Below are 23,322 nucleotides of genomic sequence, written 5' to 3'. Positions count from 1 at the left end.
CTTATTTACTGTTTAAAATAGACATAAACTCTTCACGGTCAATTTCACGACAGCCTAAACTGTCCAAATGAGGGTTATAAACCTGGCAATCCAGTAATTTATAGTTTTCTTTTCTTAGATGATTTACTAAAGATATAAAACCCACTTTCGAAGCATTGGACACTTTAGAAAACATACTTTCACCGCAAAAAATATGGCCCAGATCAATACCGTACAAACCTCCTACCAAAACCTCATCCTGCCAAACCTCAACCGATTTTGCAATTCCTTGATTATGAAGTTCACAGTAGGATTCGACTATTTCATCTGAAATCCATGTCCCATCCTGGCCATCTCTTAATATCTGCTGGCAGTTTAAAATTACTTCCCTAAAACGAGTATTAAAGGTAACAGTAAAAACATTGCGGTTCAAAATGTTGCGCATGCTTTTGGAAACATTCAGTTCATCTAGAAACAAAACCATACGCGGATCTGGAGCCCACCAAAGAATGGATTCTCCCTCATTAAACCAAGGAAAAATACCTCTTTTATAAGCAAGTTTTAATCGTTCGGGACTTAAATCACCGCCCACTGCCAATATGCCTTCTTCATCAGCTTCTGTGACTGGAGGGAAATATAAATTATCAAATAAAAAATACATCTTTTAAAATATTCAATTTTAAAATTCCAAATTTCAACTTTCACAATCTTCTCATTTCTACGGAGGATAAATCACACTCGAGACTCACCAAAGATTGTCGATTTAGTTTGTGGAATTACTTGTGTGATTTCTCCTTTCAGTCGAAATGACAAATAATCCGCAACTTCTTATTTCTGTAAAAAGCTCAAAAACAAAATTCCAAATTCCAAATTCAGTTATATGAATTGGAATTTGGAATTTATAATATTGGAATTTAAACCTTTTTAGAACGGTAAATCGTCTGGTTCGTCGTCACTTACATTTGTTGCTGGAGCAAAAGTTTCTGCTGTTGGCATTGGCGGTGCTTGTGTAGGCGCAGCGTCTGCTAATCTTTCGATTCTCCAACCTTGAATACTATTGAAATATCTAGTTTCTCCTTGTGGATTAACCCATTCTCTTCCTCTTAAATTGATAGAAACTTTTACTGCCTCTCCTTGTTTATAGCTACTCAATAAATCGCATTTGTCTTGTGTAAATTCGATTAAAATATGTTGTGGATACTGCTCCTCAGTAGTAACAACTAATTCTCTTTTTTTGAATGAGGCACTAACTTGCTGCTCTGGGTTAACCACTTTTACTTTTCCTGTAACTTCCATCTTCGTCTATATTAATTATTGTTTCTATTTCTTTTATTTTTTGGCTAAAAGCACTTTCCAAGCAGATTCTACATCTGCTTTGTCCAAATACTTTTTAGCTTCTAAGTGCACTTTTTTCTGGTCATCTGAGCTTAAAACTCCTTTGACAGCAAAATTTTCTTTCACAAATATACTAACTTCTTCTTTTGTAGGCAAGGCTTCGATGTTTCCAAGTTTACCTAAATCATTCCCGTCAAAAACAGGACTTTCTTTTACAAAATCTGGTATTGCATCTACTCCTACTCCCAGTGTTGTCAAGGGTTTTGCCACTTCAAAAAGGCCTTGATTTGATCTTGAATACCAGTTATTTCCTAATCGCGAAACCAAATCAATCTTATGCTGATCGATTGCTCCATTCTCATCCAAAATTGATTCGTGAATGTGAATCTTCACTACTTCACATAAAATCAAATTTCCAGCTCCTCCTTCTTCTCCTAACGGAATAATCTGCGTTACTTTACATTCAAATTGAACTGGAGATTCTTTTACTCGATAAGGTTTTACTAAATCTGAAGGAATCTGTGTTAATCCAGCTTTTATAAATTCATTTACTCCATCTCCATATTCTGTACTTGCCAGAGAAGTCTGCTGTACTAAATCAAAATTTACCACATTAATTACTACTTCGCGGGTTGCTTCGGCATTAATTAAAGTATGTTTTATGGTATTATCTCGAACGCGTCTTGATGGCGAAAAAACCAAAATCGGCGGATTGGCACTAAACACATTGAAGAAGCTAAACGGCGACAAATTCGGAATTCCTTTTTCGCTGATTGTACTCGCAAAAGCAATTGGTCTAGGCCCTATCGAACTCTGCAGATAACCTTGTAATTTAGCCGTTGGTATCTCTTTTGGATTAATGCTGATCATACTTTTTGATTTAAACCAAATCTCATTTTGGTACCTGCAAAAGTATTGAAATCGTTTAATTATGAAAAATAGTTTTGCAGATAAAACAAAAAAACTTTCGGCTTCAGCAAAATATAGAATAGGTATATTTCGTTATATTTATACCACAAAAAAATGGATATGTCTTTTTCTGAAAGAACCAATACAACACGCTGGATTATTATTTCTATCTGCTTTTTAATCATTTCTCTAATCCTTTGGAACACTTATACTTTCTTCCAAATTTTCAAAAATGAGGAACGCTTAAAAATGAAGCTGTTCGTAAATGCGCAGATTACAATTTTGAATGCAAACGAAAATACTGATGTTGAATTGCCACTTCAGATTATCAATAATAATACTTCTATTCCTGCTGTAGTAATATTATTTGACAAGGTAGTAAGTGCTACTAATGTTCCGGATGAAATTCTTAAAAACAAGAAAAAAAGAAATTCATATTTAAATAAATTAAGAAATGAAAATGAACCTATCACTTTTGAATATGCTCCGGGTAAATATCAGACTCTGTATTACGGAAATTCAGGATTACTCAATAAACTCAAATATTATCCCATTGCCTTATTTCTGATTATTGTTTTGTGTGTTGCCTTGATTTATAATTTTTACAAAAGCACCAAAATGGCAACGCAAAATAAACTTTGGGCGGGAATGGCAAAAGAAACAGCGCATCAAATTGGGACACCTTTATCTTCTTTAATAGGTTGGGTTGAAATATTAAAAACGGAAGATATCGATCCGTCTATTAGTCTTGAAATTGAAAAAGATATCGAACGCCTGCAAACCATTACAGATCGTTTTTCTAAAATTGGTTCGATTCCTGTTTTGGAATCCCGCAATATTATTGAGGAAACAAAAAATACTTATGAATATCTTCAATCTCGTTTTTCTAAACAGGTTGCATTTTCATTTAAAGCACCGCAAGAACCTATTTATGTTATGATAAATCCAACATTGCACAGTTGGACTATCGAAAATCTAGTCAAAAATGCCATTGATGCCATGAAAGGAAAAGGAACTCTTGATCTTCAAATTGAACAGGATGCTTTTACTATTAAAATCAATATAAAAGATTCCGGAACGGGAATTTTGAAAAAACAATTCAAAACGATTTTCGAACCCGGTTTTACCACCAAAAAACGTGGTTGGGGGCTTGGTCTTTCTTTAACTAAAAGAATTGTGGAAGAATACCATAATGGAAAAATTAAAGTTTTGAGTTCTGAAATTGGAAAAGGAACTACTTTTCAAATTTCATTAAATAAAAAAGTGCAGTAAATATATTTACTGCACTTTAAATTTATTGTCAGGCGAGCCAGCGGTCGAAACCTTATAAATTCGATTGAATATCTTTTGCTAAATCTTCAAATTCTTCTTTAGTAAGTGATACTTTATTGATAAAACGCATTTCATCCATTTCATTTAAAGGAATCAAATGTACGTGTGCGTGAGGCACTTCAAGTCCAACCACAGCCACACCTACTCTTTTGCATGGAACCGTTTTTTCTAAGGCAGCTGCAATCTTTTTAGAGAATTTCATTAAACCTAAATACAACTCTTCGTCCATATCAAAAATCTTATCGATTTCTTGTTTCGGAATACAAAGCGTATGTCCTTTAGCATTTGGGTTTACATCTAAAAAAGCCAAATAATTATCATCTTCAGCAATTTTGTAAGCTGGAATTTCTCCGTTTACTATTTTAGTGAATATTGAACTCATTGTTTTTGTTTAATCGTTTCAACTAAAGTTAGTCTCTTGTAATTTCAAGAATCTCAAATTTTAAAGTTCCGTTTGGAACTGTAATTTCTGCTACTTCTCCAACAGATTTTCCTAGTAAACCTTTACCAATAGGAGATGTTACAGAGATTTTACCTGTTTTTAAATCGGCTTCACTTTCTGCTACAAGCGTATATTTCATCTCCATTCCGTTGCTTTGGTTTTTGATTTTTACATTAGATAAAACCAAAACTTTAGAAACGTCCAATTGAGACTCATCGATTAGTCTTGCATTTGCATATACTTCTTCCAGTTTAGAAATTCTCATTTCTAATAAACCTTGTGCTTCTTTTGCTGCATCATATTCCGCATTCTCAGACAAATCACCTTTATCTCTTGCGTCTGCAATATCTTGAGATGCCTTTGGACGCATTACACTTTTTAAGTGCTCCAATTCATCTTTTAACTTTTTTAGTCCTTCTGCTGTATAATAAGATACTTTACTCATAACTTCATCGTTTATATAAATACAAAAAATCCCATCGCGACGGGATTTTCTTACCACAAATATACTATAATTTTTAATAGTACATAATTATATGTTAATCATATAGATTTCAAATCTAAATAAATTATTTTTGTTTCACTAATTCTTATTCAAATAATGAAAAAAATCTGGTTCTTTATCGCACTTTCCACTGTTTTATTCTCTTGCAGTGACAATAACAGAAGCAATAACAATCCGTATATTCCGAATTATTCTATTAATGCGTATTTGGATACCAATCTGCCTACTTATAATAAATTATTATATCCAAGTAGTCCTGTTTATGTTGCCAATTACGGTGCAAAAGGAATTATTGTAATGAAAACCGGAGAAGGAACTTACACCGCTTTTGATGCGGCATGTCCAAATCAGGCACTAACTTCCTGCACCGCCATGACAATTGATGGAATTTATGCTGTATGTTCTTGTGATAAAGCTCAATATAACTTATTTACCGGACTTGGAGGAAAAGAATACCCGATGAAACAATATCGTGTGGAATCTTCTGGGACTGTGGTTCATGTGTATAATTAAAAACTACAATTTATAAGACACCGAAAACATAATAGCTCTTGGCAAAATGTAAGTTGACTGCTCACTAATCATATAATCAGAGAACTTGTTGCTGTATTTCTTTTTAACATCAAGCAGGTTATTTACACTCAGCTGAAAACCAAAAGGGTTATTTTTTTTCTGATAGAATAATGATGTATCTAACATATCATAAAAGTTAGATTGGTTTTTACTATATATATTTTTTAGATAATCATAATTGAATTTATAAGTCCAAAACTTAAGAACTGTAATTTCAAATGAGGAACTAATCGCATCTGTTTGAAAATGTGACTTGGTCAAACCTGAAAAACTGCTAAAACCTTTATTGTAACCAACACTAAGAACTGGCCATTTTTTATAGGCTGTTTTAAAAACTAAACCAATATTCTGGCTGTCTCTGTTGTTTATCGTTACAATGTCATTTATCGTTTGTGAATATTCAAACCAAGCTAATCTTGTATTCAATTTAAGATTGAATCGATAAATACGTTTAGAAAAAGAACCATTAAAACCAATATCCATTTCAGGATTATCAGTCAAAATTGGAGTATTAAACTGGTTTATCCCATCCAATTCTACTTCATTGCGAATAACTTTTGTTTTTTTAGAATAATTCAGCATTCCATTCCAAGTAATTCCACGATATGAATTCATTTTTGAATAAAAGAAACTAGCTGAATGGTATTTTTCATTTTCCAATAATGCATTTCCCTTATAAACTGAATTATAGTATTGTAATGTATATCTATCTGCCAATTGATTGGCTACCGGAAATTTATTATCTAATTTATACGTAAAATTAATGGCCTCAGAATTATTAAATTCATACTCACTGTTCCATTGTGGCTGGACAAGTGTTTTTACAACAGAATAATCACTATTATTTTGAATCGTATTCAGATCATACCTGTGTAAATACAAACCCGGCTTATTAACCCATTTTCCTATTCTGAATTTATATTCCAAACCTACATAAACATCATTCAATTGGTATTTAATGTCATTACCAAAACCTGATAATGCAAAGTCATTTACAGAACCATCTGTTAGAATTTGTTTTTCTGCTGTTTGAAAAGTTGATGATTCGTAATTATTACCAATATTAGTATATAAATGATTTGAATTATTTATAATCCAGTAATGTTTAAAAAGCGCATCAATACTATTTACATCAGATTTTTTGATCTGATTAATGGTATAAGTTTCGTCTTTTTTCAAGGGAATCAAACCTTGCAGAAAAGGTTGATCTGTAAACCAGTTGTTGATTGGTGTAGTTTTATTATATGCCTGATTAACAACAAAAGTCGTAGTATGATTTTGATTATAACTTTTATGCCATTCAATATACTGTTTTACAGAAATATTGTCGGCTTTGTTTATGGTTTCAAAAATGGAAGACCCTAAATTTGTAACTGAATTTAAGGTACTTATTAAATCATTTGTACTTGATTGATATTGTCCGTTATAATACCATTTTTCTTTATTAGATGGCGAATAATCAAGCTTTACATTTCCAATACCAAGTATAGCATTATTTTTTGCATTTCTGTCTTTATTCTCAAATGCTACAGCAGTGTTGTTTAAATATTCAATATTATTTTCAATTCTTGAAGCCATTAAAACTTTAGAAAATATTCCAAAACCCGAAATAGAAAGCTTATCAGAAATATCATGACTTATATTAAAGGCACCAAATTGTGATTTGTTTTTCAAAACATCGGTATTGTCATTAGAAAAAGAAGACAAATTAGACAGTGATTTCCTGCCTGATAGGAAACTACTTACTCCACCTCCAAACCGCATTAAATCATCAAATGTAAAAGTACTTTTACCAATACTATTGGCATCGCCTATAAAACTCACATTTGTTTTTGGACTGTAATAAAACAAAGCTGTATGTGCCAGATAAAAACCGTTGTCGCCTGTTCCTACCTCTGCTCCAGCTTCTACATCTCCAAAAACAAATTTCTTTTTTTCTTCTTTAAGTTTAACATTCATAGCCAGATCATCACTGTCTGAAACCTGCTTCATAAAACCTACTTCATTAAAATGATCTATAACTTCAATTTTATCCAAAGCATCTGCAGGAATATTTTCTACAGCCAATTTAGAACCGCCGCCAAAAAATGATTTTCCTTCTACCAGCATTTTGGTTACTTTTTTGCCTTGTACCGTGACTCCGCCATTTTTATCGACCTCAACACCGGGCAGTTTTTCAAGAACTTCTTTCATCTTGCGTTCGTTTCCATTCGCAAAACTATTAACATCAAAAACCAGAGTGTCTTTTTTAACTACAATAGGTTTGAACTCGTGTTTGATCACTATTTCCTTCAGGTTTTCTCCAGTTGCTTTGAGATGAAAATCATGTGTTACTATATCAGAGGATGGCTCCAAAATAAAAACCTCTTCAACATACCCAATATACGAAACTGTGATTTCATATTTCACTTCTTTTTCAAGCTCTAATCTGTAACGTCCTTTGTTATCTGCAATAGCAAATTTTAAACTTGCTTTTTCCTGTAAAGGTTTAGCAATTACATTTGCAGATTCTAAAGGTTTTGATGTTTCATCGGAAACTACTCCAATAAGAGTTTTGGTTTGAGAGAAAGTAATAGTAGTAACGAAAAACAATATCCTAAATAATTTTATCATTATCTCCCCATGTTTTCATATTCTTTTGCTAATCTTTTTTGATGTTCTTCCTCAGTAATATACTGAACCGCTGGCGGATCAAATTTTACTTTAGGATTCTCAACATTAAATTCAATCTTAACAATATAAAAATGGATTCCTGATGCTCCATAATTTGCCTCTAAAACCAATCCAGGCAAACCGTCTAATCCTAATGGTCCAAAAGATGAAGGTATTTGCGGAGTAAACCAAGCTTCAGCACTAAACACATCTGTTGAGTTTCTTCTCATATTAAAATCATTCCATCTACAGATTGCTTTATAGCAGGTATAATCATTTATTTTTTTTGTTTCAGAGGTAATTTCCCAATTGTATTGATGATAAGGAAGAATTATATTCAAATTTTCCCCTCCTAATTCTTCAAAACGTGTTTTCTTTTGGTTTACCACATCATTATAATATTTATCACTCACTAATACGGCTTCTCTTAAATAATCAAAATCCCTATTTAGTAGTGGCTTTTCTATCAAACTAAACACACTTTTGTTTTTTGTAAAAGTAAGTTCGCATTCTACTTTATCTCTTGCAAAATTTTCCTTAACGATGCCCTCCTTTTGCTCTCTTGTCAGTCCTCTATCAGAAGGAATTGCGTATGGCACTAGTTTGTAAAGAACTTTGGTTACTGATTCTGCTTGTGAATATATAATGTTGCTAAATAAAAGAAGGACAAAAAAAAAGTTGTTTTTTAAAATTAATTTCATTGATAATTTTTATTTAAAATCAAGCAAATACTTTGACTTACATTTTCATGAATAGGTTTGACAACTTCTACAAAAAACTTCATTTTTAATATTGTTGTGCTAATACACCTTTGCGATATTCTTCTTCAGTAATTGTTTTTCCCTTAGGAAACTCTATTTCTTTTTTCAAATCAATAATAAATACTTCAGAGGCAAAAAAGGTAGTTTTTCCTTCTTCTAACTCTAAAATGAGACCTGGTAATCCGTAAAATTCCTTAGGACCATAACTGTAAGGCAAACTTGGTGCAAACCAAGCTATTACTGAAATGTTTTTTTCTTCTCCTTTCATATTTATAATTACTTTATTACAAGTTGCTTTATAACATAGATAATCATCGACCATCTTGCTTTCTTTGAGAATTTCCCAATTTAAAGATTTGAAAGGTTTTTGAATTAGAATTCCTTCATCCGTTTGTAACAAATAATTTTCTGCATTTTGATCTAAAAAGTAGTTATTAGGAGTTGTCAGAAAACCCGAAGCTATACTTTCAACAAGTTTTTCTTTATGAGAAGGTTGTGCTAATTTTTCTATTTTTGTAAAACTTGATTTGTTTTTATTGAATTCTAAAATAAAAGATTGTTTTCTGGCATTTTCTACTATCAACTTATCCAATAAAAGAGATTTAGGATCCTTCAAATTTGACTCAATATCTTGTGTCAGGACATTGTATATAACCTTTCCCGAAGAAATCTGGCTATGCAAATTTAAACAGCTAAGACAAATGATAATTACGATTTTTTTTTTCATAACACTAAAAAAAACTAGAGGGCTTTATTAACTCAAAGCCCTCTATTATTGAAATTTAATAAATACTAAGGCTGTATAGCTTCTATTCTACCGCCTTCAATTTCTATAAAGTCACTGTCTACAGCTTCTATATATTGAATCTGTAATCCTTCACAAAACTCTACGACTTGTCTATAATAATTATGTGAAGTCACTGGATTTGTATTATTCCAACCAATTGTTCGCTCACACCAATCAATTGCCCAAGAATTACAATCTGTATATGATAATACTTCAATATTATTCTGTGTTTCCTTTACAGTATTAGCTTTCGATACTGCCCCTAACATTACCACTGCAAAAGCAGTAAAAATTAATTTTTTCATAATTAAAATGGTTTAAAATTTATAATTTCGTTATTGGTTAACCAATTCAAACATCTAAAATTAATTTAACTAAAATAAGAAAAAACCTATTTTTAACATTTAATTAACAAGGTATTATGTTAAATAATATAAATGCTTTTAATCGTTACTATCATTTTTTAGATTTTAAAAATCTGAACTAATTATGACAAGTATTAAACAAAAAAGCCCGAAAGTGTAAATAACACCTTCGGGCTTTTTGGAGAATTTTGACTCTTTAAAACTTCAACGTCAATCCAGCTAAGAAATTAATTCCAGCCTGTGGATAATAGTATGGATAAATATCCCACATTGCTCCGTTTGAAACATATTTTTTATCTAATATGTTATTTACCATTCCGGTAATGGTAATTGATTTGAAAATAGCATTAGGTCTTATTTCATAAGAAACATTCAAATCGTTTACAAAGTAATCTGCCAGTTTAGCCGAAGGTAATTCGATGTTATTCATATATTGTTCTCCAACATATTTCTGTAACAATGAAATGTATAGTCTTTCAATTGGTTTATATACAATAACGTTTCCTGCAATTACTTCCGGAGAATAAGCGATCTTAGTTGTTCCGTAATATTCACCGTCAACAGCTAAATCTACATTTTTGTTGCTGCTTAAAGTAAAGTTTGGTCTTAATGTAAATTTTTCTGAAAGTGCTATTGTAGCATCAACTTCCAAACCTAAACGATAACTTTTATCAGTATTAGAACGAATTGGGTTTCCAACATCGTCCAATCTTCCTGTTAGAATTAACTGATCTTTGTACCCCATAAAATATACATTCGAATTCAATTGAAATTTCTCTGAATTGAATCTCCATCCTAACTCCAAATCATTTAGCTTTTCCGGTTTTACATTTCCACCTTCGTAATCTGTTCTGTTTGGTTCGCGGTTCGCACGAGCATAAGAGAAATAAAGCGTGTTTTTTTCATTGAAAGCATAGTTTAAACCTGCTTTTGGATTAAAGAAATTAAAAGTATCATCAACCAAACCTGTTTCTGCACTATTAGCTTGGTAACGAACTCTTCTGTATTGTAAATCTCCGTAGAAACTTAATTTTTCTGTGAATTGATAATTCGCTTTTGCAAAAATATTTCCGTCAGTTTTAGTAGAGAAATCATCATAATAATGATCTCCTAATTCTGAAGTTGAAGCATTTCGAGCCCAAATTACTTTTCCGTAATGATCTCCTTCGTATTTATTCCAGCCTCCGCCAAGAATCATGTCCAGTTTTTCATCTTTATATTTGGCTGAAAAAGTAGTTCCATAAAAATCATTATCTAACCATTTTTGACGAATTAAATCGGTTTCCGAAACATCTCCTGCTGGCGCCAAATTATACTCAGCCATAAGTGCATCTGGTTTATAATTCTCAAAATAACCTTTCCCTTTAGTATAATGAAGAGCAAAGTTTGTACTCCATTTATCGGAAATCGATTCGCTCCAATGCAATTGATAATGATCTTGATTATAATTATCAGTCTCGTTATCATAATAACGAGTATTTCCAAACTCGTCTGTATATTCTCCAGCTGAATTATATCTTCTATTTTCATTTAAAGTTTCAGCATCAATTCCATTCCAAGATTGATATGTTTTCTGAGTTCCTCCAAAAACCAAAGCTTTAATCAAAGTCGTTTTTCCAACATAAGTTCCCTGAAGGAAATACGATTTTAAATCGGAACTAGCACGATCTACATAACCATCCGATTTAATTGTAGACAAACGTCCTGCCAATTCAAAATGATCATTCATTAATCCCGTACTGAATTTTACAGTGTTTTTGTTGGAATTGAAACTTCCGAAAGAACTTGAGATTTCTCCTGTAGCTTTAGTTGCATAACTATCTGTAAGCATATTTAAACTCGCACCAAAAGCTCCAGAACCATTTGTAGAAGTTCCTACTCCGCGTTGTAACTGAAGACTTTCTACAGAAGAAGCAAAATCAGGCATATTTACCCAAAAAGTTCCCTGACTTTCCGCATCATTGTACGGAATTCCGTTTATGGTAACGTTTACTCTTGTAGCATCACTACCACGCACTCTAATTCCGGTATAACCAATTCCGCCTCCAGCATCAGTAGTTGTTACTACAGATGGCAGATAATTCATTAAAACTGGAATATCCTGGCCGAGATTTCGATACTTGATTTCTTTTTTATCCATATTACTAAATGTAACCGGAGTTTTTGTCGTAACACGAACCGCAGAAACCAAAACATCATCAAGTTGATTTACTTTAGTTGAATCTTGCTGTTGTGCAGAAGAAATTAGAGTAAAGAAAATAGAGAATAGAGCAAAGAAAATAGATTTGGTTCTACTACGGTTTCCAACCTTAGAACCTTTGTTTCTTAGTACCTTAGTACCTTTAAAATAAGTTTTCATTCGTAAAGAATTACGAATAAAAGGGGGAATTATTCTTTTGTTAAATTAATAAATGTGTTTCCCGACAAAATAAAGTGTGCACGCTCGATAGTGTCGTTTTTCCCTTAGCAACATTACTCGCTCAGGTTCTTTGGGTATGATCTCAGCTCGTTATTTAGAGCACCCCTTTGAGACAGTGCAAAGGTAATGTTAAAAATTTTAAAACTCCAAAAAAGAAATTCCAAATTCCAAAAAACATATTATGTACATTCTTCGGAATTTGGAATTTATATGATTGGGATTTAATCTAAGTTAGGTTTTCTTCGAGACTGTTTTAAATCAGAAATATTTTTCTTGTCTTTAATTCTTTTCTTAATTACAGATTTTGGAACTTTTGTAGCTTTTCTAACTTTCGGAACATACAATCCTTTTTTGATAATTTCTAGGAATCTCTTGATAACAATTTCTTTATTTTTAAGCTGGCTTCGGTCTTCGTCGCAGTTTAAAATCAGGATGTTTTCTGTAGTTAAACGAGCACCTATATTAGTCTGTAAAAGTAATTTCTCTTCTTCAGATAAAGCTTGGGAAGCATTCAACTCAAAACTCAAAACGACTTTAGACGAAACTTTATTTACGTTTTGCCCTCCCGCTCCACTGCTTCGAACGGCTTTAAAATTTAATTCTGATGTGATTTTTTCTGTATCCATTTTATTGTGGCTGATGTGCTGCTTTCAATAAATCATTTACCGTTTTTACTGGGTTAAAAGTAATCAAAGGAACCGCAACGAAAACAGTCAGCCAATTTGCCATTGATCCATTCCATAAGCCTGGTAATTCATAACTTCTTACGGTTTTACCATCAACACTTTTCTCTACTATAAATCCCGCATTTTGATCAACAAAATGTAATAAATCAAATTTTTCGTTTTTATAATTTTTAGTTCCGCAAACTAAATCAACTGGGTTAAAATGTGTTGCAGCTTCCAAAACTGCAAGCTGTTTTTTATTGCTTAAATCAACTTGAGAAGTTTCTACAATTTGAAGAGAAGAAGCTCCCCTATCATTAATTACCCAAAAAGGTCCTCCACCTGGTTCTCCTTCATTTTTAACCATTCCGCAAACACGAATTGGTCTATCCAACAGTGATTTTATTTTAGTGATTTTATTTTCAAAAGTAAACTTATTAAAATCATCATTCATTTCAATGCTTAGCTTTTCCTTTAGAAAAAGAAGAATCTCTTCTAATTGATTTTCGCTGATTTCATTATCATCAATAGCATTTAAACAAGAAAAAACCTTTTGCTGTATTTCAATTAAAACACCAGCTAAAGCTTTTTTATACAATGTAGTTTCTTCGATATGATTTTGAATTACATTATCTATATTTTTAATAAAAATAATATCAGCATCCAAATTATTTAAGTTTTCAATCAAAGCACCATGTCCGCCAGGCCTAAAAATTAAATTTCCATTTTTATCTTTTACAAGCTTATTGTTTGTATCGATCGTAATCGAATCTGTGCTTTTATTTTGATACGAATACCCAATATTGATATCAATTCCGGCAGGTTTTTCAATCTTATCCTTAACCTCAAGAACTGCTTTTTCAAACAAATCCTGATGTATTTCAGAAACTGTAAAATGCAAATGAGATACATTTTTCGAAGATGCATAATGCACACATTCGTTCAAATGTTCCTCTATCGGATTTGCAATATGGGTTTTATACAAATGGAAAGGCAAAACCGCTTTCGGCTTATTGGCTGAATTAAAATGCTCTGGAGATAATAATAGTTTTATAAAGTAATAGTTTTTATAATCTCTTTCTAAACTTTCAAAATCAGGATAAATTTCTCTAAGCTTTTTGTCTACAGTTTTAAAAAAAGGAAACTTCTCCATCCCAACAATAAAAATGGCAAGTTCTTTATCATTTTTCCTGTTGATATAAGCATTTATGGTTTCTTTGGTAATATCAAAATCATTTAGAAAAGCAGTCAAAAACTTATACATTCTTGTAGCCGCACCAGACGCAGGAACAAACTTCTTAATCTTAAATTGATCTTTTTGATTATCAAAAAAAAGCGCTTTTTCTTGAAACTCATTTTGAGACAAACTTAAAATTCCATCATTGATCGTTGCAGGTCGAATTAGATTGCTTTTTGCAATTCCTTTTTCGAAATTTTTTAATTGTTGCAAGATAGTATCAAAAGAAATTCCTCTATTATATATCTGAACAAAATCTTCCGAAGAAAAACCATTTTCTTTCGCTAGAGCTAAATCATTTATAATCGAAACTGCTTTTTTCAAACGGCATTCTTTATCTCCTGAAAGTGTAATAAAAGGCTTTTTGGTATCTATTAATGTTTGTTTAAAAACTGAAAAAACAGTTTCTCTTCCTTCTGGAGTATCTCGAATATCATCTTTTTCCCAAGGCACATCAATATCTGTCAGGAAAAACAAATCGTATTCATGCTTTAATGCTGCTTCATTTAAAAGCGGATCACAAAAACCATAATACATTTCAGAAAAAACTTTGGTTACCATTAAATTGGTATCGCAGAACAAGTATTTATTTGCTGTTTGAAGCTTTTCATTTTCTAGTGCAGTCTGCCCATAAGCAATAGGCATCATGTCATCGGCAACACAGATATGCTTATTTTCTTCCCATTTCTCTTGTAGATAGTCGCGTGCAAATTCAGGAACCCATTTGGTTTCGTAGTAATCTGCAAGCTGTTTTGCTAAAGTTGTTTTCCCTGTACTTTCAGGGCCAAACAAAGCAATTTTTATGATAGTTGTTTTTTGCTGTCTAAGATCTTTCTCCATTCTAAATAAGCTGAAATAGCCAAAATTGTAAAAATTATATACTGAAGTGACAGCATCCCTAAACCACGATAAGCATAGAGAGGTACAACAATAATATCACCAATAATCCAAAGTGTCCAGTTTTCTATTTTCTTTCTGGCCATATACCACATTCCTGCGAAAAATATTCCAGACGAAATCATATCGACATAATTGTCTGGATGAATTTCGTAATCAAAATATTTATAAATTCCGAAAACTACAAAAACGGTTACAATAAACAGTAAGATTCCAATTATTTTTTCATTAAAAGTTGTACGAGTAATCGGCAGGTTATCTTCGACTGTTCCTCCTTTTGCCCAAACATACCAGCCGTAGATGCTCATAATCGAAAAATAAGCATTGATTATCATATCTCCGATATAACCTGCAATATAAAGCAGATAAACCGAAATTACTGTAGCTATCAAACCTGTTGGATAAACCCAAATGTTTTCTTTTTTAGCAAACCAAACACTTAAAATTCCAAAAACAAATACTAAAAACTCCAAAGCAATATGCCATAAAGGAGCATTTTTATAACTATCTAAAAAAAAGTCGATCATTTTGTGGTATTTAAAGGCGTTTAAATTTTATCTATAAATCGAAAAAATGACTATTGTTTTCAAAAGCTGTACCAATTACAACTAAATCTGCACCTGCATTATATGCTTTTTGAATTCCCTTCAAATCTGCAATTCCTCCTCCTACAATAATAGGAATTTCTATATTTTGAGAAATCAATTTAATCATTTCTAATGGAACTGGCTGTTTTGCACCGCTTCCTGCTTCTAAATAAATCAATTGGTTTCCTAACATTTGTCCTGCCTGTGCAGTAGCCAGAACCAAATCAAGGTTTTCACGGCTTAACGGTTTTGTTTTACTTACACGCGCAACAGCTGTTTCGTTACCGCTCTCAATCAAAATATAACCTGTAGAAATGACTTCTAAATTTGTTCTTTTTAAGATTGGTGCTGCCTGAACCTGATATTCTATTAAATAATCCGGATTTCGACCAGATAATAAGGACAAAAACAAAATTGCGTCGGCTTTTGGTGAAATCTGCGAAGGATCGCCAGGAAATAAAACAACAGGTAAAGTTGTTTTTTGTTTTAATATCAAAATCAGTTCCTCTAGAATATTATTCTGAACAATACTACCTCCAACAAAAATATGAGTAGCCGGCGACTCATTAATTTTCTGAATTAAATGAGCCACATTCTCCAATAGAATTTTATCGGGATCCAAAAGCACTGCAAGCAACTTTTGTCCGTTGCCTTTTGCTTCTAAAATCTGTTGCCGAATAGTTATTGTTTGTTCTTGCATATTGGGTGTAAAAGTAAAAGTTTTTTAGTGCAGAAGAACTATTTTGAATGAATTATATTTGTAATCTCTCTGTTAACAATAAAAGAAAACCGTTATGATTGCAGTTGAATTATTGGAGAAATATGGTGCAGTAAAAAAATCTTTCCAAAAAAATGATATTATTTTTGAAGAGGGAAGTCTGCCGACACATTATTACCAAATTATTTCGGGCGAAATTAAAATGTGCAATTACAATGATGACGGACGCGAATTTATTCAGGGAATCTTTTATAAAGAACAATCTTTTGGAGAACCGCCTTTATTCTTAAACCAAAAATATCCAGCCAATTCAATTGCCGTCGAAGACAGTCAGATTCTTTTACTGTCAAAATCAAGTTTTATAAAACTGCTGGAAGAAAATCCAGCTATCAGCATCAAAATAATCGAAAATCTTGCGCAAAGATTGTATTACAAATCGGTTATGGCAGCAGAAATTTCAACACACGAACCAGAACATCGTGTTTTAAAATTAATCGATCACGGAATTGCTTATTTCAACTTTCAAAAAGACAAAAATGGTTATCTGATTAATTTTACCAGACAGCAAATTGGAGATTTAACTGGTTTACGTGTAGAAACGGTAATTAGAGCCATAAAAGCTTTGGAAAAAAAAGGCGAATTAAAGATCATTAATCGAAAAGTATACAGATAAAAAAGTTCTCGTTTTATGATTTTAATCATAAAATGCAGTTGTAATATGGGCGTATCTTTGTCATATAAAAATCTGAATATCATGACACTATATCAAACAACATTCGACATTTTCAATAGAAATTATATGGGTTCTGCTGCAATGGCTGTAATTGGTCAAAGCTGCTTAGGAGGCGCTGCAGCAATGTACGTTTTGGCTAACGGAACTTCAATTCCTCAAATGATTCAATTGGGCATTATTGTTTTAGCCTGCGTTTTCGCAAATACTTCAATTTTAGCACAAATGAAACATAAAGTGGTCTTCAACCTTATTGCACTAAGCACTTTCATAAGTATCTTGTTTATACTTTTAAATTGTTTTGTATTGTGAAAAAACAAATAGAAAACAGAGAAGATATTTCATTCTTAGTAAATCAGTTCTATTCTAAAATAAGAGCCGATCGCGAAATCGGCTTTTATTTTAATGAAATGATTACCGATTGGGATCTACATCTAGAAAAACTAACTGATTTTTGGGAAACCAATTTATTTGCCGTTCGCAAATACAAAGGAAATCCTCATGCGGTTCATAATGAAGTCGACGCTCATTTTGACGAAAAAATCACAGCAAATGAATTCGGAATCTGGCTCAATCATTGGGCGCAGACTTTAGACGAACATTTTGAAGGCGAAAATGTGGAAACCTTAAAAAGGCGTGCTCGAAAAATGAGTACTTTTTTGTATGTAAGCATGTTTCAGCACAGACAAAAAGAAAGTGAGGTTTAAAAATGAAAACTGCCACTGAGACTGTAAACTAAAAACTACTTCTCAAAAGCATAAACCAAAGTAAAAGTTCCATCAAAATTATCCGATTTGATTTCCTGATAATGAACATCAAAATCTTTAATCAAATCATCAAAATGAAGACTTGCCTGCGTTTGGGTTTCCTCTAAAGAAAAGTTGTTTACATTAATATGATCTTTAAAACTTATACCTTTTTCATTTCTGATTTTAAAGATCGCCTCTTTGGCTCCCCAAATCACGGTAAGTTTTTTTATGTATTCTTCAGTAAATTTCGGTTCTAGATAACTGCATTCATAATCCGTAAATTTATCTGCAATTCTCTGGATTTTATCTCGTTGCAACTCCATATCAATTCCCACCTTTTCATGGCTGATAATAATCGCAGCAAAATGATAAGAATGTGTAATTGATATATGATTATGGCAATCGAAATAAGGCTTCCCAAATTCATCATAATGTAGGTCTTTATCTGTAAAACCCATTTCCTGAATCAGCATTCTTACACTCAAAAAAGCACGCTGATGCATTTGCGATTTCATTCCATCCAGTCTGCGTTGTGTCTTTTCTTTCAAGGTAACGCGACTATACAATTCATCAAAGGATTCTGTTATTTCCCAGATTAAAATTTTAGTAGTTTCATTGAATTGTATGGTTTGAAATAGAGGCATTACTTTTTAATTGTAAATTATGAATGGTTAATTGTAAACTATTTTCTTGATTTTAAAACCATATTTGTGATGCAGGAAAAATCACTATGGTCAAAAAAATGCATAAAGTAAATATACGCAATTCACAGCAAAGGTAATAGTTTCAGAATCTTTTTTAAATGAACTTGTATTACTTAGATGGTTTAATAAAGATTCACAAACTAACATTCTAGAGATTAAGAAATTAAAGATTTCACAAATCTTAGAGAAAGTAGTAAAAATAAAAAGCTATTCCTTAAATTTGCAGAAAATTTACAATTATACAAATATAATATAAATGAGTACTACAACTACGCCATATGTGGCTTTCAAAGTAAAAGACATTTCTCTAGCGGCTTGGGGAAGAAAAGAAATTGAACTAGCTGAAGCTGAAATGCCAGGTTTAATGGCACTTCGCGCTGAATACAAAGACGAACAACCATTAAAAGGTGCTCGTATCGCTGGATGTTTACACATGACGATTCAAACTGCTGTTTTGATCGAAACTTTAATTGCTCTTGGTGCAGAAGTTACTTGGTCTTCTTGTAACATTTTCTCTACTCAAGATCAGGCTGCTGCTGCTATTGCTGCTGCTGGAATTTCAGTTTACGCTTGGAAAGGTCTTGACGAAGAATCATTTGACTGGTGTATTGAGCAGACTTTATTCTTTGGTGAAGACAGAAAACCATTGAACATGATCCTTGATGACGGTGGAGATTTAACTAACATGGTTATCGATCGTTACCCAGAATTAGTTGCTGGAATTAAAGGTCTTTCTGAAGAAACTACAACTGGTGTTCACAGACTTTACGAAAGAGTAAAAGCTGGAACTCTTCCAATGCCAGCAATCAACATTAACGACTCTGTTACGAAATCTAAATTTGACAACAAATACGGATGTAAAGAATCTGCTGTAGATGCTGTACGTCGTGCAACTGACTTAATGTTAGCCGGAAAAAGAGTTGTAGTTTGCGGATACGGTGACGTTGGAAAAGGAACTGCTGCTTCTTTCAGAGGTGCTGGTTCTATCGTAACTGTTACTGAAATCGATCCAATTTGTGCTTTACAAGCTGCAATGGACGGTTATGAAGTTAAAAAATTAAACACTGTAATTGCTAATGCTGATATCATCATTACCACTACAGGAAACAAAGATATCGTTCTTGGAGAGCACTTCGAGCAAATGAAAGACAAAACTGTTGTTTGTAACATCGGACACTTCGATAACGAAATTGACATGGCTTGGTTAAACAAAAACCACGGTGCATCTAAAATCGAAATCAAACCTCAGGTTGACAAATACAACATCAACGGTAAAGATATCATCATCTTGGCTGAAGGTCGTTTAGTAAACCTTGGTTGTGCTACAGGTCACCCAAGTTTTGTAATGAGTAACTCATTTACAAACCAGACTTTAGCTCAAATCGAATTATGGAACAACAGCGCAGCTTACAAAAATGAAGTTTACATGTTACCAAAACATTTAGATGAAAAAGTTGCTGCTTTACACTTAGCTAAATTAGGCGTTGAACTTGAAGTTTTAAGAGACGATCAAGCTGCTTATATTGGTGTTGAAGTTCAAGGTCCATTCAAACCAGAATACTACAGATACTAAATTGATTTAAGATTGTAGATCTTAGATTTTTTAATACATATTCAACCCGACAGATTTTAAAATCTGTCGGGTTTTGTTTTTTCAATTTCAATTCTAAAATTAACTCTCAAAATGTTATTCATATACAAAAATTCGCTCTACAAAATTCGCATCCTGTTTTTTCGAACTTAGGCCTCCCTCAAAAAACATTTCTGTCCAGTTTTTTTGATCATCTATTTTAAGATATTCCAGTTTAGTATCTAACGCAATTTTCCCATCTCCAAAAAGTGTATCCGAACTTGATTCTTCTATTCTTCTGTTGTCTGAGTTGTATTTTCTATAGATTACTATTTGATCTTTATAAACAGAATCTAGTTTGTTTTTCAAATGTTCTTCAATAAGGTTTCCTCTCTCATCATAAACATATTCCACTTGTGAGTCATCAGTTATTTCTGCTTTACCGTTAGAATAATCGTAACTAAAAGTGGTCTTTAAAACATGATTCTTATTGTATTCATATTTCACTACAGCTCTTAAAGTATCGTTTTCAGAATACATTTTCTCTTCAAGCAATTTATTTTCAGCGCCATAACGATACAGCGACCTTCCAGTCACTTTTTCATCATCATTATACGATATTGATTCAATCTTTTGCTTTAAAGAATTATACTTGTTTTCATCATAATCAGACTTTTTAGGAAAGAATTTATCTTCAACAAACTCTCCGTTCGCATTCTTTTTAAAAGTGGTATAATTTTGTATTTTGCCTTTTACATATTTACCATTCTTTTTTGATGCATAATAAAAGTTTTCTGTGTATTCTTTTATATTTCCATATAATTTCTCTTCCCAATTTGCAGATACTTGAGGCGCATTATAATCTGCTGCAACCATTTTTTTGGGTTCTGGCTTCTTTTCATTGAGAATCATTTCAAAAGTTCTTTCAACACCATAAATTGGCGCGTAAAGAACAAAATCATTTTTAACTGGCGCAATAGTTTGAATAAACATATATCTACTCTCCTGATCTATTATATCATCGATAGAAAATGTTTTTTCATATTCCTCAAAAGTTAATTGCGGATTATTTTTAAAAGTATCAAAAATACGTTTGTCAATCGATCCTCTTAAACCACTAAAACCAGCTTTTTCTATATTAATTTTTTTATTCTTCTTTTTTAACTGCTCAAGTTCCTTATAGGAATAACTGACCAAAACGTTTCCCATCTCATCATAATTTATCAGACGTATTTCATTTTTTCCTTTATTTCTCGGATCTACTAATTCAATTAAAACCACATTATTTATAATATCAACCAATTTGTAATCAACACTATTCAATTTAAATGTAGTGCCGATATTTTTTTTAGAAAGTTTTACTTCAGATTGATCCGTAATGAATTTAATATTATAAACTAGACTGCCCTTTATTTCAGAAAGTTCATTATTATTTTTAAAATCTACTGCGTTATTTAGTTGATCTTGCTTGCGAAGCGTGGTAAAATTCAAATTACTTGATTTGCCGTTGTTGAGTTTAAATAAAAATTCACTTCCATAAGAAGTTCCTCCAACATTCTTAATTTCAATTAACTCTTTTTTTGAATTAAACAGTTTGCTTATTACTGGGTGAAAAGATATGATGGTTGGCTCATCATTCTCTTTAAAATAGGAAGGGAATCTAGAATTAAAAAGTAAATCATATCCATATTCCGATTTTTCCAGTTTCAAGACGCCTCTCGATATAAGCGTATCTATAGAAGAATTTATAACCTCATTAGACTGAATGGATTTCTTTGGATTTTCATTTTCCTTGCTGCTTATTTTTTTAAAAGGAAAATCTGGAGTTTTAAAAATTTCCTGACCTGCATAATAAGTCATTTTATAAATCATATCTCTTTCCTCTTGGCTAGGCTGCTTTTTTTGCGAAAACACAGAAAGACTAATACCCATTAAAACCAATAAAATTCTCTTCATATATTTTTTTTTGAAAAGTACATTTTTTTATATTAAAAAACCAATCTTAATTTAATACTGACCTTGTATTTGGGCGTGCCACCATCCCGATAAAAGGGCTAATTCACTTTTGCGCATATACGCCCTTTTATCGGGATGCTGTCGGGCTATCCGGGCTACTTCGGTAGCCAGCTCCTATCCCTCACGCTTACGAATTTTAAGCACCTTAAAGTAATCAGATTTTTTATCCATTTTTCAAATTATAAATATACTTTTGAGAACCAAAAACCAAATTATGAAAATCAGATTGATTGTTTTAATACTCTTATTATTACCCATTTTTGTTCATGCACAATACGATTATAGCATGCAAATGCCAATTCGTGATCCAAGTACCGGAATGCCAATGTCTCGCCCTAACACTCCTAAACTGGAAACAGTGAAACCTCTTTCACGAAATTATAAAGAAAAAATGCAGGCCAAATTAGAAAAAGAGGAACGAAAACTCGTAAAACTTGCCGAGAAATCATGGAAAATTGAACTTGATTTAAGAGAAAAAAAAGCAACATTAAAAACTCTCGAGAATAACACCAATGACCCTGATCACGAAAAAAATGTAGAAAAACAGAAAGAGCAAATTCTTAAAATTGAAGAAGATCTAAAAAAAGCAAAAGCTGAAGAAGAAATAAGTTCAAAAAAAGTAGCCGATTTAGAACTTGCAGTAGAAGATGCAAAATTTAGAAGAACAGAATAGTAAATAAATTTAAACCCGGCAAATTTTAAAAAATTTGTCGGGTTTAATTATAAAGAGACCTTAGAAATGATACCCGAAAACATATCTACAACTATATTCCGCTTAAACTCCGTATTAGTAGAAAATATCAATTCTATGAATTACGAAAAATTGAAAAACAATTTCGGAATCAACTCGGCTGTTTTTGAAGAAATTAAAGGAGAATTAATCGCCTATTTTGAAACTGAAAATTTGCCAAAACTAAAAATCCTTGAAACTAATTTCGATATCTTCAAATATGATTCAGTCGAAGGATTTGGGATCGAAGCAAAATTATTTACCTCCGACAACAAAGAAACAGAATTAACTTTACACACCGAATTCAACAATAATACATTACGTTTTAAGTTAATTGAAGTAATGTAGCACTGCTTTTTCAACACAAAATTATGATCGAAAAAATTATATGTGACATTCATGGGTCAAAAGAAATGTCTTTTTCTTGTATTCATCTTGCAATGGCAATAGATTCTAAAAAGCAAGTCGGTTTTTTCTATTCCGAAGCCGAGGAAGATTTACCGCAAATTGCCTGGTGTGGAGAATGTGAACAATATCTTTTGGATAATGGTGAAGAATGGACAGACATTTTTCAAGCCAAAGCCGATTTTAAAATGTTATGCTCCGATTGTTTTGAAGAAGCAAAAAATAATGAATCAGAAGCTCATCTCCGATAAATAA

25 protein-coding genes are annotated in these 23,322 nt (G+C 32.1%); 9 read left to right on the top strand and 16 right to left on the bottom strand.

The window, feature by feature from the left end; translation table 11 throughout:
• Nucleotide 1: 1 nt before the first annotated feature.
• The 3 genes from aat to GSY47_RS03715 all read right to left on the bottom strand — a co-directional run bounded on the left by aat (nucleotide 2) and on the right by GSY47_RS03715 (nucleotide 2,184).
• Nucleotides 2-640: a leucyl/phenylalanyl-tRNA--protein transferase gene (aat, locus tag GSY47_RS03725; protein ID WP_179003122.1), complete on the bottom strand. Its 639-nt coding sequence runs from the start codon at nucleotides 638-640 to the stop codon at nucleotides 2-4.
• A gap of 263 nt (nucleotides 641-903) precedes the next feature.
• The gene (locus tag GSY47_RS03720) at nucleotides 904-1,275 is read right to left on the bottom strand and encodes a DUF3127 domain-containing protein (protein WP_091493548.1); all 372 of its coding nucleotides are present in this window, start codon (nucleotides 1,273-1,275) and stop codon (nucleotides 904-906) included.
• A 33-nt stretch (nucleotides 1,276-1,308) separates the two neighbouring features.
• On the bottom strand, nucleotides 1,309-2,184 hold the full coding sequence (locus tag GSY47_RS03715; RefSeq protein ID WP_179003123.1) for a flavin reductase family protein: 876 nt from the start codon (nucleotides 2,182-2,184) through the stop codon (nucleotides 1,309-1,311).
• A 159-nt stretch (nucleotides 2,185-2,343) separates the two neighbouring features.
• On the opposite strand from GSY47_RS03715, the gene GSY47_RS03710 reads away from it, so the two are divergent.
• Nucleotides 2,344-3,495 (top strand): sensor histidine kinase, encoded by a 1,152-nt coding sequence (locus tag GSY47_RS03710; RefSeq protein WP_179003124.1) that lies wholly within the window; start codon nucleotides 2,344-2,346, stop codon nucleotides 3,493-3,495.
• 52 nt (nucleotides 3,496-3,547) lie between these two features.
• Here GSY47_RS03710 and GSY47_RS03705 read toward each other — a convergent pair whose 3' ends face one another.
• Both GSY47_RS03705 and greA read right to left on the bottom strand, forming a co-directional pair.
• Nucleotides 3,548-3,937, bottom strand: a complete 390-nt coding sequence (locus GSY47_RS03705) for an HIT family protein (RefSeq protein ID WP_179003125.1) — start codon at nucleotides 3,935-3,937, stop codon at nucleotides 3,548-3,550.
• Nucleotides 3,938-3,965: 28 nt separating this feature from the next.
• Nucleotides 3,966-4,442: a transcription elongation factor GreA gene (greA, locus tag GSY47_RS03700; RefSeq protein WP_179003126.1), complete on the bottom strand. Its 477-nt coding sequence runs from the start codon at nucleotides 4,440-4,442 to the stop codon at nucleotides 3,966-3,968.
• 156 nt (nucleotides 4,443-4,598) lie between these two features.
• Here greA and GSY47_RS03695 point away from each other — a divergent pair, with 156 nt between their 5' ends.
• Entirely contained in the window at nucleotides 4,599-5,015 is a 417-nt protein-coding gene (locus GSY47_RS03695; RefSeq protein WP_179003127.1) for a Rieske (2Fe-2S) protein, read from the top strand.
• A 3-nt stretch (nucleotides 5,016-5,018) separates the two neighbouring features.
• On the opposite strand, the gene GSY47_RS03690 is transcribed toward GSY47_RS03695, so the two are convergent.
• The 9 genes from GSY47_RS03690 to GSY47_RS03650 form a co-directional block, all read right to left on the bottom strand.
• Entirely contained in the window at nucleotides 5,019-7,688 is a 2,670-nt protein-coding gene (locus GSY47_RS03690) for a TonB-dependent receptor (protein WP_179003128.1), read from the bottom strand.
• Complete coding sequence (locus GSY47_RS03685) at nucleotides 7,688-8,428, bottom strand: GLPGLI family protein (RefSeq protein WP_219071105.1); 741 nt, start codon at nucleotides 8,426-8,428, stop codon at nucleotides 7,688-7,690. The genes GSY47_RS03690 and GSY47_RS03685 overlap by 1 nt, the downstream gene beginning before the upstream one ends.
• Nucleotides 8,429-8,513: 85 nt before the next feature.
• Nucleotides 8,514-9,215, bottom strand: coding sequence for a GLPGLI family protein (locus GSY47_RS03680; RefSeq protein WP_179003130.1), 702 nt, complete (start codon nucleotides 9,213-9,215; stop codon nucleotides 8,514-8,516).
• Between the two features lie 65 nt (nucleotides 9,216-9,280).
• Nucleotides 9,281-9,580, bottom strand: coding sequence for a hypothetical protein (locus tag GSY47_RS03675; protein ID WP_179003131.1), 300 nt, complete (start codon nucleotides 9,578-9,580; stop codon nucleotides 9,281-9,283).
• Nucleotides 9,581-9,836: 256 nt separating this feature from the next.
• A complete protein-coding gene (locus GSY47_RS03670; protein WP_179003132.1) occupies nucleotides 9,837-11,999 on the bottom strand; it encodes a TonB-dependent receptor in 2,163 nt (720 codons plus the stop codon).
• 281 nt (nucleotides 12,000-12,280) lie between these two features.
• Nucleotides 12,281-12,685, bottom strand: coding sequence for an alternative ribosome rescue aminoacyl-tRNA hydrolase ArfB (gene arfB, locus GSY47_RS03665; protein WP_179003133.1), 405 nt, complete (start codon nucleotides 12,683-12,685; stop codon nucleotides 12,281-12,283).
• 1 nt (nucleotide 12,686) lies between these two features.
• Complete coding sequence (locus tag GSY47_RS03660) at nucleotides 12,687-14,801, bottom strand: DUF4301 family protein (protein WP_179003134.1); 2,115 nt, start codon at nucleotides 14,799-14,801, stop codon at nucleotides 12,687-12,689.
• Nucleotides 14,762-15,385, bottom strand: coding sequence for a nicotinamide riboside transporter PnuC (pnuC, locus tag GSY47_RS03655; protein ID WP_179003135.1), 624 nt, complete (start codon nucleotides 15,383-15,385; stop codon nucleotides 14,762-14,764). The genes GSY47_RS03660 and pnuC overlap by 40 nt, the downstream gene beginning before the upstream one ends.
• 31 nt (nucleotides 15,386-15,416) lie before the next feature.
• Complete coding sequence (locus tag GSY47_RS03650; RefSeq protein ID WP_179003136.1) at nucleotides 15,417-16,145, bottom strand: phosphoglycerol geranylgeranyltransferase; 729 nt, start codon at nucleotides 16,143-16,145, stop codon at nucleotides 15,417-15,419.
• 94 nt (nucleotides 16,146-16,239) lie between these two features.
• On the opposite strand from GSY47_RS03650, the gene GSY47_RS03645 reads away from it, so the two are divergent.
• The 3 genes from GSY47_RS03645 to GSY47_RS03635 all read left to right on the top strand — a co-directional run bounded on the left by GSY47_RS03645 (nucleotide 16,240) and on the right by GSY47_RS03635 (nucleotide 17,600).
• Nucleotides 16,240-16,836, top strand: coding sequence for a Crp/Fnr family transcriptional regulator (locus GSY47_RS03645; protein WP_179003137.1), 597 nt, complete (start codon nucleotides 16,240-16,242; stop codon nucleotides 16,834-16,836).
• Nucleotides 16,837-16,917: 81 nt separating this feature from the next.
• Nucleotides 16,918-17,205 carry a hypothetical protein gene (locus GSY47_RS03640; protein ID WP_179003138.1) on the top strand — a complete coding sequence of 96 codons (288 nt, stop codon included), beginning with the start codon at nucleotides 16,918-16,920 and terminating at the stop codon, nucleotides 17,203-17,205.
• Nucleotides 17,202-17,600 (top strand): group III truncated hemoglobin, encoded by a 399-nt coding sequence (locus GSY47_RS03635; RefSeq protein ID WP_179003139.1) that lies wholly within the window; start codon nucleotides 17,202-17,204, stop codon nucleotides 17,598-17,600. Before GSY47_RS03640 ends, GSY47_RS03635 begins: the two co-directional genes overlap by 4 nt.
• Before the next feature lie 35 nt (nucleotides 17,601-17,635).
• On the opposite strand, the gene GSY47_RS03630 is transcribed toward GSY47_RS03635, so the two are convergent.
• On the bottom strand, nucleotides 17,636-18,286 hold the full coding sequence (locus GSY47_RS03630; protein ID WP_179003140.1) for a 4'-phosphopantetheinyl transferase family protein: 651 nt from the start codon (nucleotides 18,284-18,286) through the stop codon (nucleotides 17,636-17,638).
• Between the two features lie 316 nt (nucleotides 18,287-18,602).
• On the opposite strand from GSY47_RS03630, the gene ahcY reads away from it, so the two are divergent.
• Complete coding sequence (gene ahcY / locus GSY47_RS03625) at nucleotides 18,603-19,919, top strand: adenosylhomocysteinase (RefSeq protein WP_179003141.1); 1,317 nt, start codon at nucleotides 18,603-18,605, stop codon at nucleotides 19,917-19,919.
• A gap of 114 nt (nucleotides 19,920-20,033) precedes the next feature.
• On the opposite strand, the gene GSY47_RS03620 is transcribed toward ahcY, so the two are convergent.
• On the bottom strand, nucleotides 20,034-21,872 hold the full coding sequence (locus GSY47_RS03620; RefSeq protein WP_179003142.1) for a hypothetical protein: 1,839 nt from the start codon (nucleotides 21,870-21,872) through the stop codon (nucleotides 20,034-20,036).
• A 274-nt stretch (nucleotides 21,873-22,146) separates the two neighbouring features.
• Between GSY47_RS03620 and GSY47_RS03615 the strand changes: the two genes are divergently transcribed.
• From GSY47_RS03615 to GSY47_RS03605, 3 genes are all read left to right on the top strand, one after another.
• On the top strand, nucleotides 22,147-22,605 hold the full coding sequence (locus GSY47_RS03615) for a hypothetical protein (protein WP_179003143.1): 459 nt from the start codon (nucleotides 22,147-22,149) through the stop codon (nucleotides 22,603-22,605).
• Nucleotides 22,606-22,740: 135 nt separating this feature from the next.
• A complete protein-coding gene (locus tag GSY47_RS03610; RefSeq protein ID WP_179003144.1) occupies nucleotides 22,741-23,010 on the top strand; it encodes a hypothetical protein in 270 nt (89 codons plus the stop codon).
• A gap of 23 nt (nucleotides 23,011-23,033) precedes the next feature.
• Complete coding sequence (locus tag GSY47_RS03605) at nucleotides 23,034-23,318, top strand: hypothetical protein (RefSeq protein ID WP_179003145.1); 285 nt, start codon at nucleotides 23,034-23,036, stop codon at nucleotides 23,316-23,318.
• The last annotated feature ends 4 nt before the right edge of the window (nucleotides 23,319-23,322 follow it).

This window comes from Flavobacterium quisquiliarum, assembly GCF_019308285.1.
Classification (GTDB): Bacteria; Bacteroidota; Bacteroidia; order Flavobacteriales; family Flavobacteriaceae; genus Flavobacterium; species Flavobacterium quisquiliarum.
This window is presented reverse-complemented; position numbering and strand designations above follow the sequence as displayed.

Excerpts from the sequence above, each read along its gene's own strand:
- aat (WP_179003122.1), bottom strand. The coding sequence starts at position 640 with ATGTATTTTTTATTTGATAATTTATATTTCCCTCCAGTCACAGAAGCT.
- GSY47_RS03720 (WP_091493548.1), bottom strand. The coding sequence starts at position 1,275 with ATGGAAGTTACAGGAAAAGTAAAAGTGGTTAACCCAGAGCAGCAAGTT.
- GSY47_RS03715 (WP_179003123.1), bottom strand. The coding sequence starts at position 2,184 with ATGATCAGCATTAATCCAAAAGAGATACCAACGGCTAAATTACAAGGT.
- GSY47_RS03710 (WP_179003124.1), top strand. The coding sequence starts at position 2,344 with ATGTCTTTTTCTGAAAGAACCAATACAACACGCTGGATTATTATTTCT.
- GSY47_RS03705 (WP_179003125.1), bottom strand. The coding sequence starts at position 3,937 with ATGAGTTCAATATTCACTAAAATAGTAAACGGAGAAATTCCAGCTTAC.
- greA (WP_179003126.1), bottom strand. The coding sequence starts at position 4,442 with ATGAGTAAAGTATCTTATTATACAGCAGAAGGACTAAAAAAGTTAAAA.
- GSY47_RS03695 (WP_179003127.1), top strand. The coding sequence starts at position 4,599 with ATGAAAAAAATCTGGTTCTTTATCGCACTTTCCACTGTTTTATTCTCT.
- GSY47_RS03690 (WP_179003128.1), bottom strand. The coding sequence starts at position 7,688 with ATGATAAAATTATTTAGGATATTGTTTTTCGTTACTACTATTACTTTC.
- GSY47_RS03685 (WP_219071105.1), bottom strand. The coding sequence starts at position 8,428 with ATGAAATTAATTTTAAAAAACAACTTTTTTTTTGTCCTTCTTTTATTT.
- GSY47_RS03680 (WP_179003130.1), bottom strand. The coding sequence starts at position 9,215 with ATGAAAAAAAAAATCGTAATTATCATTTGTCTTAGCTGTTTAAATTTG.
- GSY47_RS03675 (WP_179003131.1), bottom strand. The coding sequence starts at position 9,580 with ATGAAAAAATTAATTTTTACTGCTTTTGCAGTGGTAATGTTAGGGGCA.
- GSY47_RS03670 (WP_179003132.1), bottom strand. The coding sequence starts at position 11,999 with ATGAAAACTTATTTTAAAGGTACTAAGGTACTAAGAAACAAAGGTTCT.
- arfB (WP_179003133.1), bottom strand. The coding sequence starts at position 12,685 with ATGGATACAGAAAAAATCACATCAGAATTAAATTTTAAAGCCGTTCGA.
- GSY47_RS03660 (WP_179003134.1), bottom strand. The coding sequence starts at position 14,801 with ATGGAGAAAGATCTTAGACAGCAAAAAACAACTATCATAAAAATTGCT.
- pnuC (WP_179003135.1), bottom strand. The coding sequence starts at position 15,385 with ATGATCGACTTTTTTTTAGATAGTTATAAAAATGCTCCTTTATGGCAT.
- GSY47_RS03650 (WP_179003136.1), bottom strand. The coding sequence starts at position 16,145 with ATGCAAGAACAAACAATAACTATTCGGCAACAGATTTTAGAAGCAAAA.
- GSY47_RS03645 (WP_179003137.1), top strand. The coding sequence starts at position 16,240 with ATGATTGCAGTTGAATTATTGGAGAAATATGGTGCAGTAAAAAAATCT.
- GSY47_RS03640 (WP_179003138.1), top strand. The coding sequence starts at position 16,918 with ATGACACTATATCAAACAACATTCGACATTTTCAATAGAAATTATATG.
- GSY47_RS03630 (WP_179003140.1), bottom strand. The coding sequence starts at position 18,286 with ATGCCTCTATTTCAAACCATACAATTCAATGAAACTACTAAAATTTTA.
- ahcY (WP_179003141.1), top strand. The coding sequence starts at position 18,603 with ATGAGTACTACAACTACGCCATATGTGGCTTTCAAAGTAAAAGACATT.
- GSY47_RS03620 (WP_179003142.1), bottom strand. The coding sequence starts at position 21,872 with ATGAAGAGAATTTTATTGGTTTTAATGGGTATTAGTCTTTCTGTGTTT.
- GSY47_RS03615 (WP_179003143.1), top strand. The coding sequence starts at position 22,147 with ATGAAAATCAGATTGATTGTTTTAATACTCTTATTATTACCCATTTTT.
- GSY47_RS03610 (WP_179003144.1), top strand. The coding sequence starts at position 22,741 with ATGAATTACGAAAAATTGAAAAACAATTTCGGAATCAACTCGGCTGTT.
- GSY47_RS03605 (WP_179003145.1), top strand. The coding sequence starts at position 23,034 with ATGATCGAAAAAATTATATGTGACATTCATGGGTCAAAAGAAATGTCT.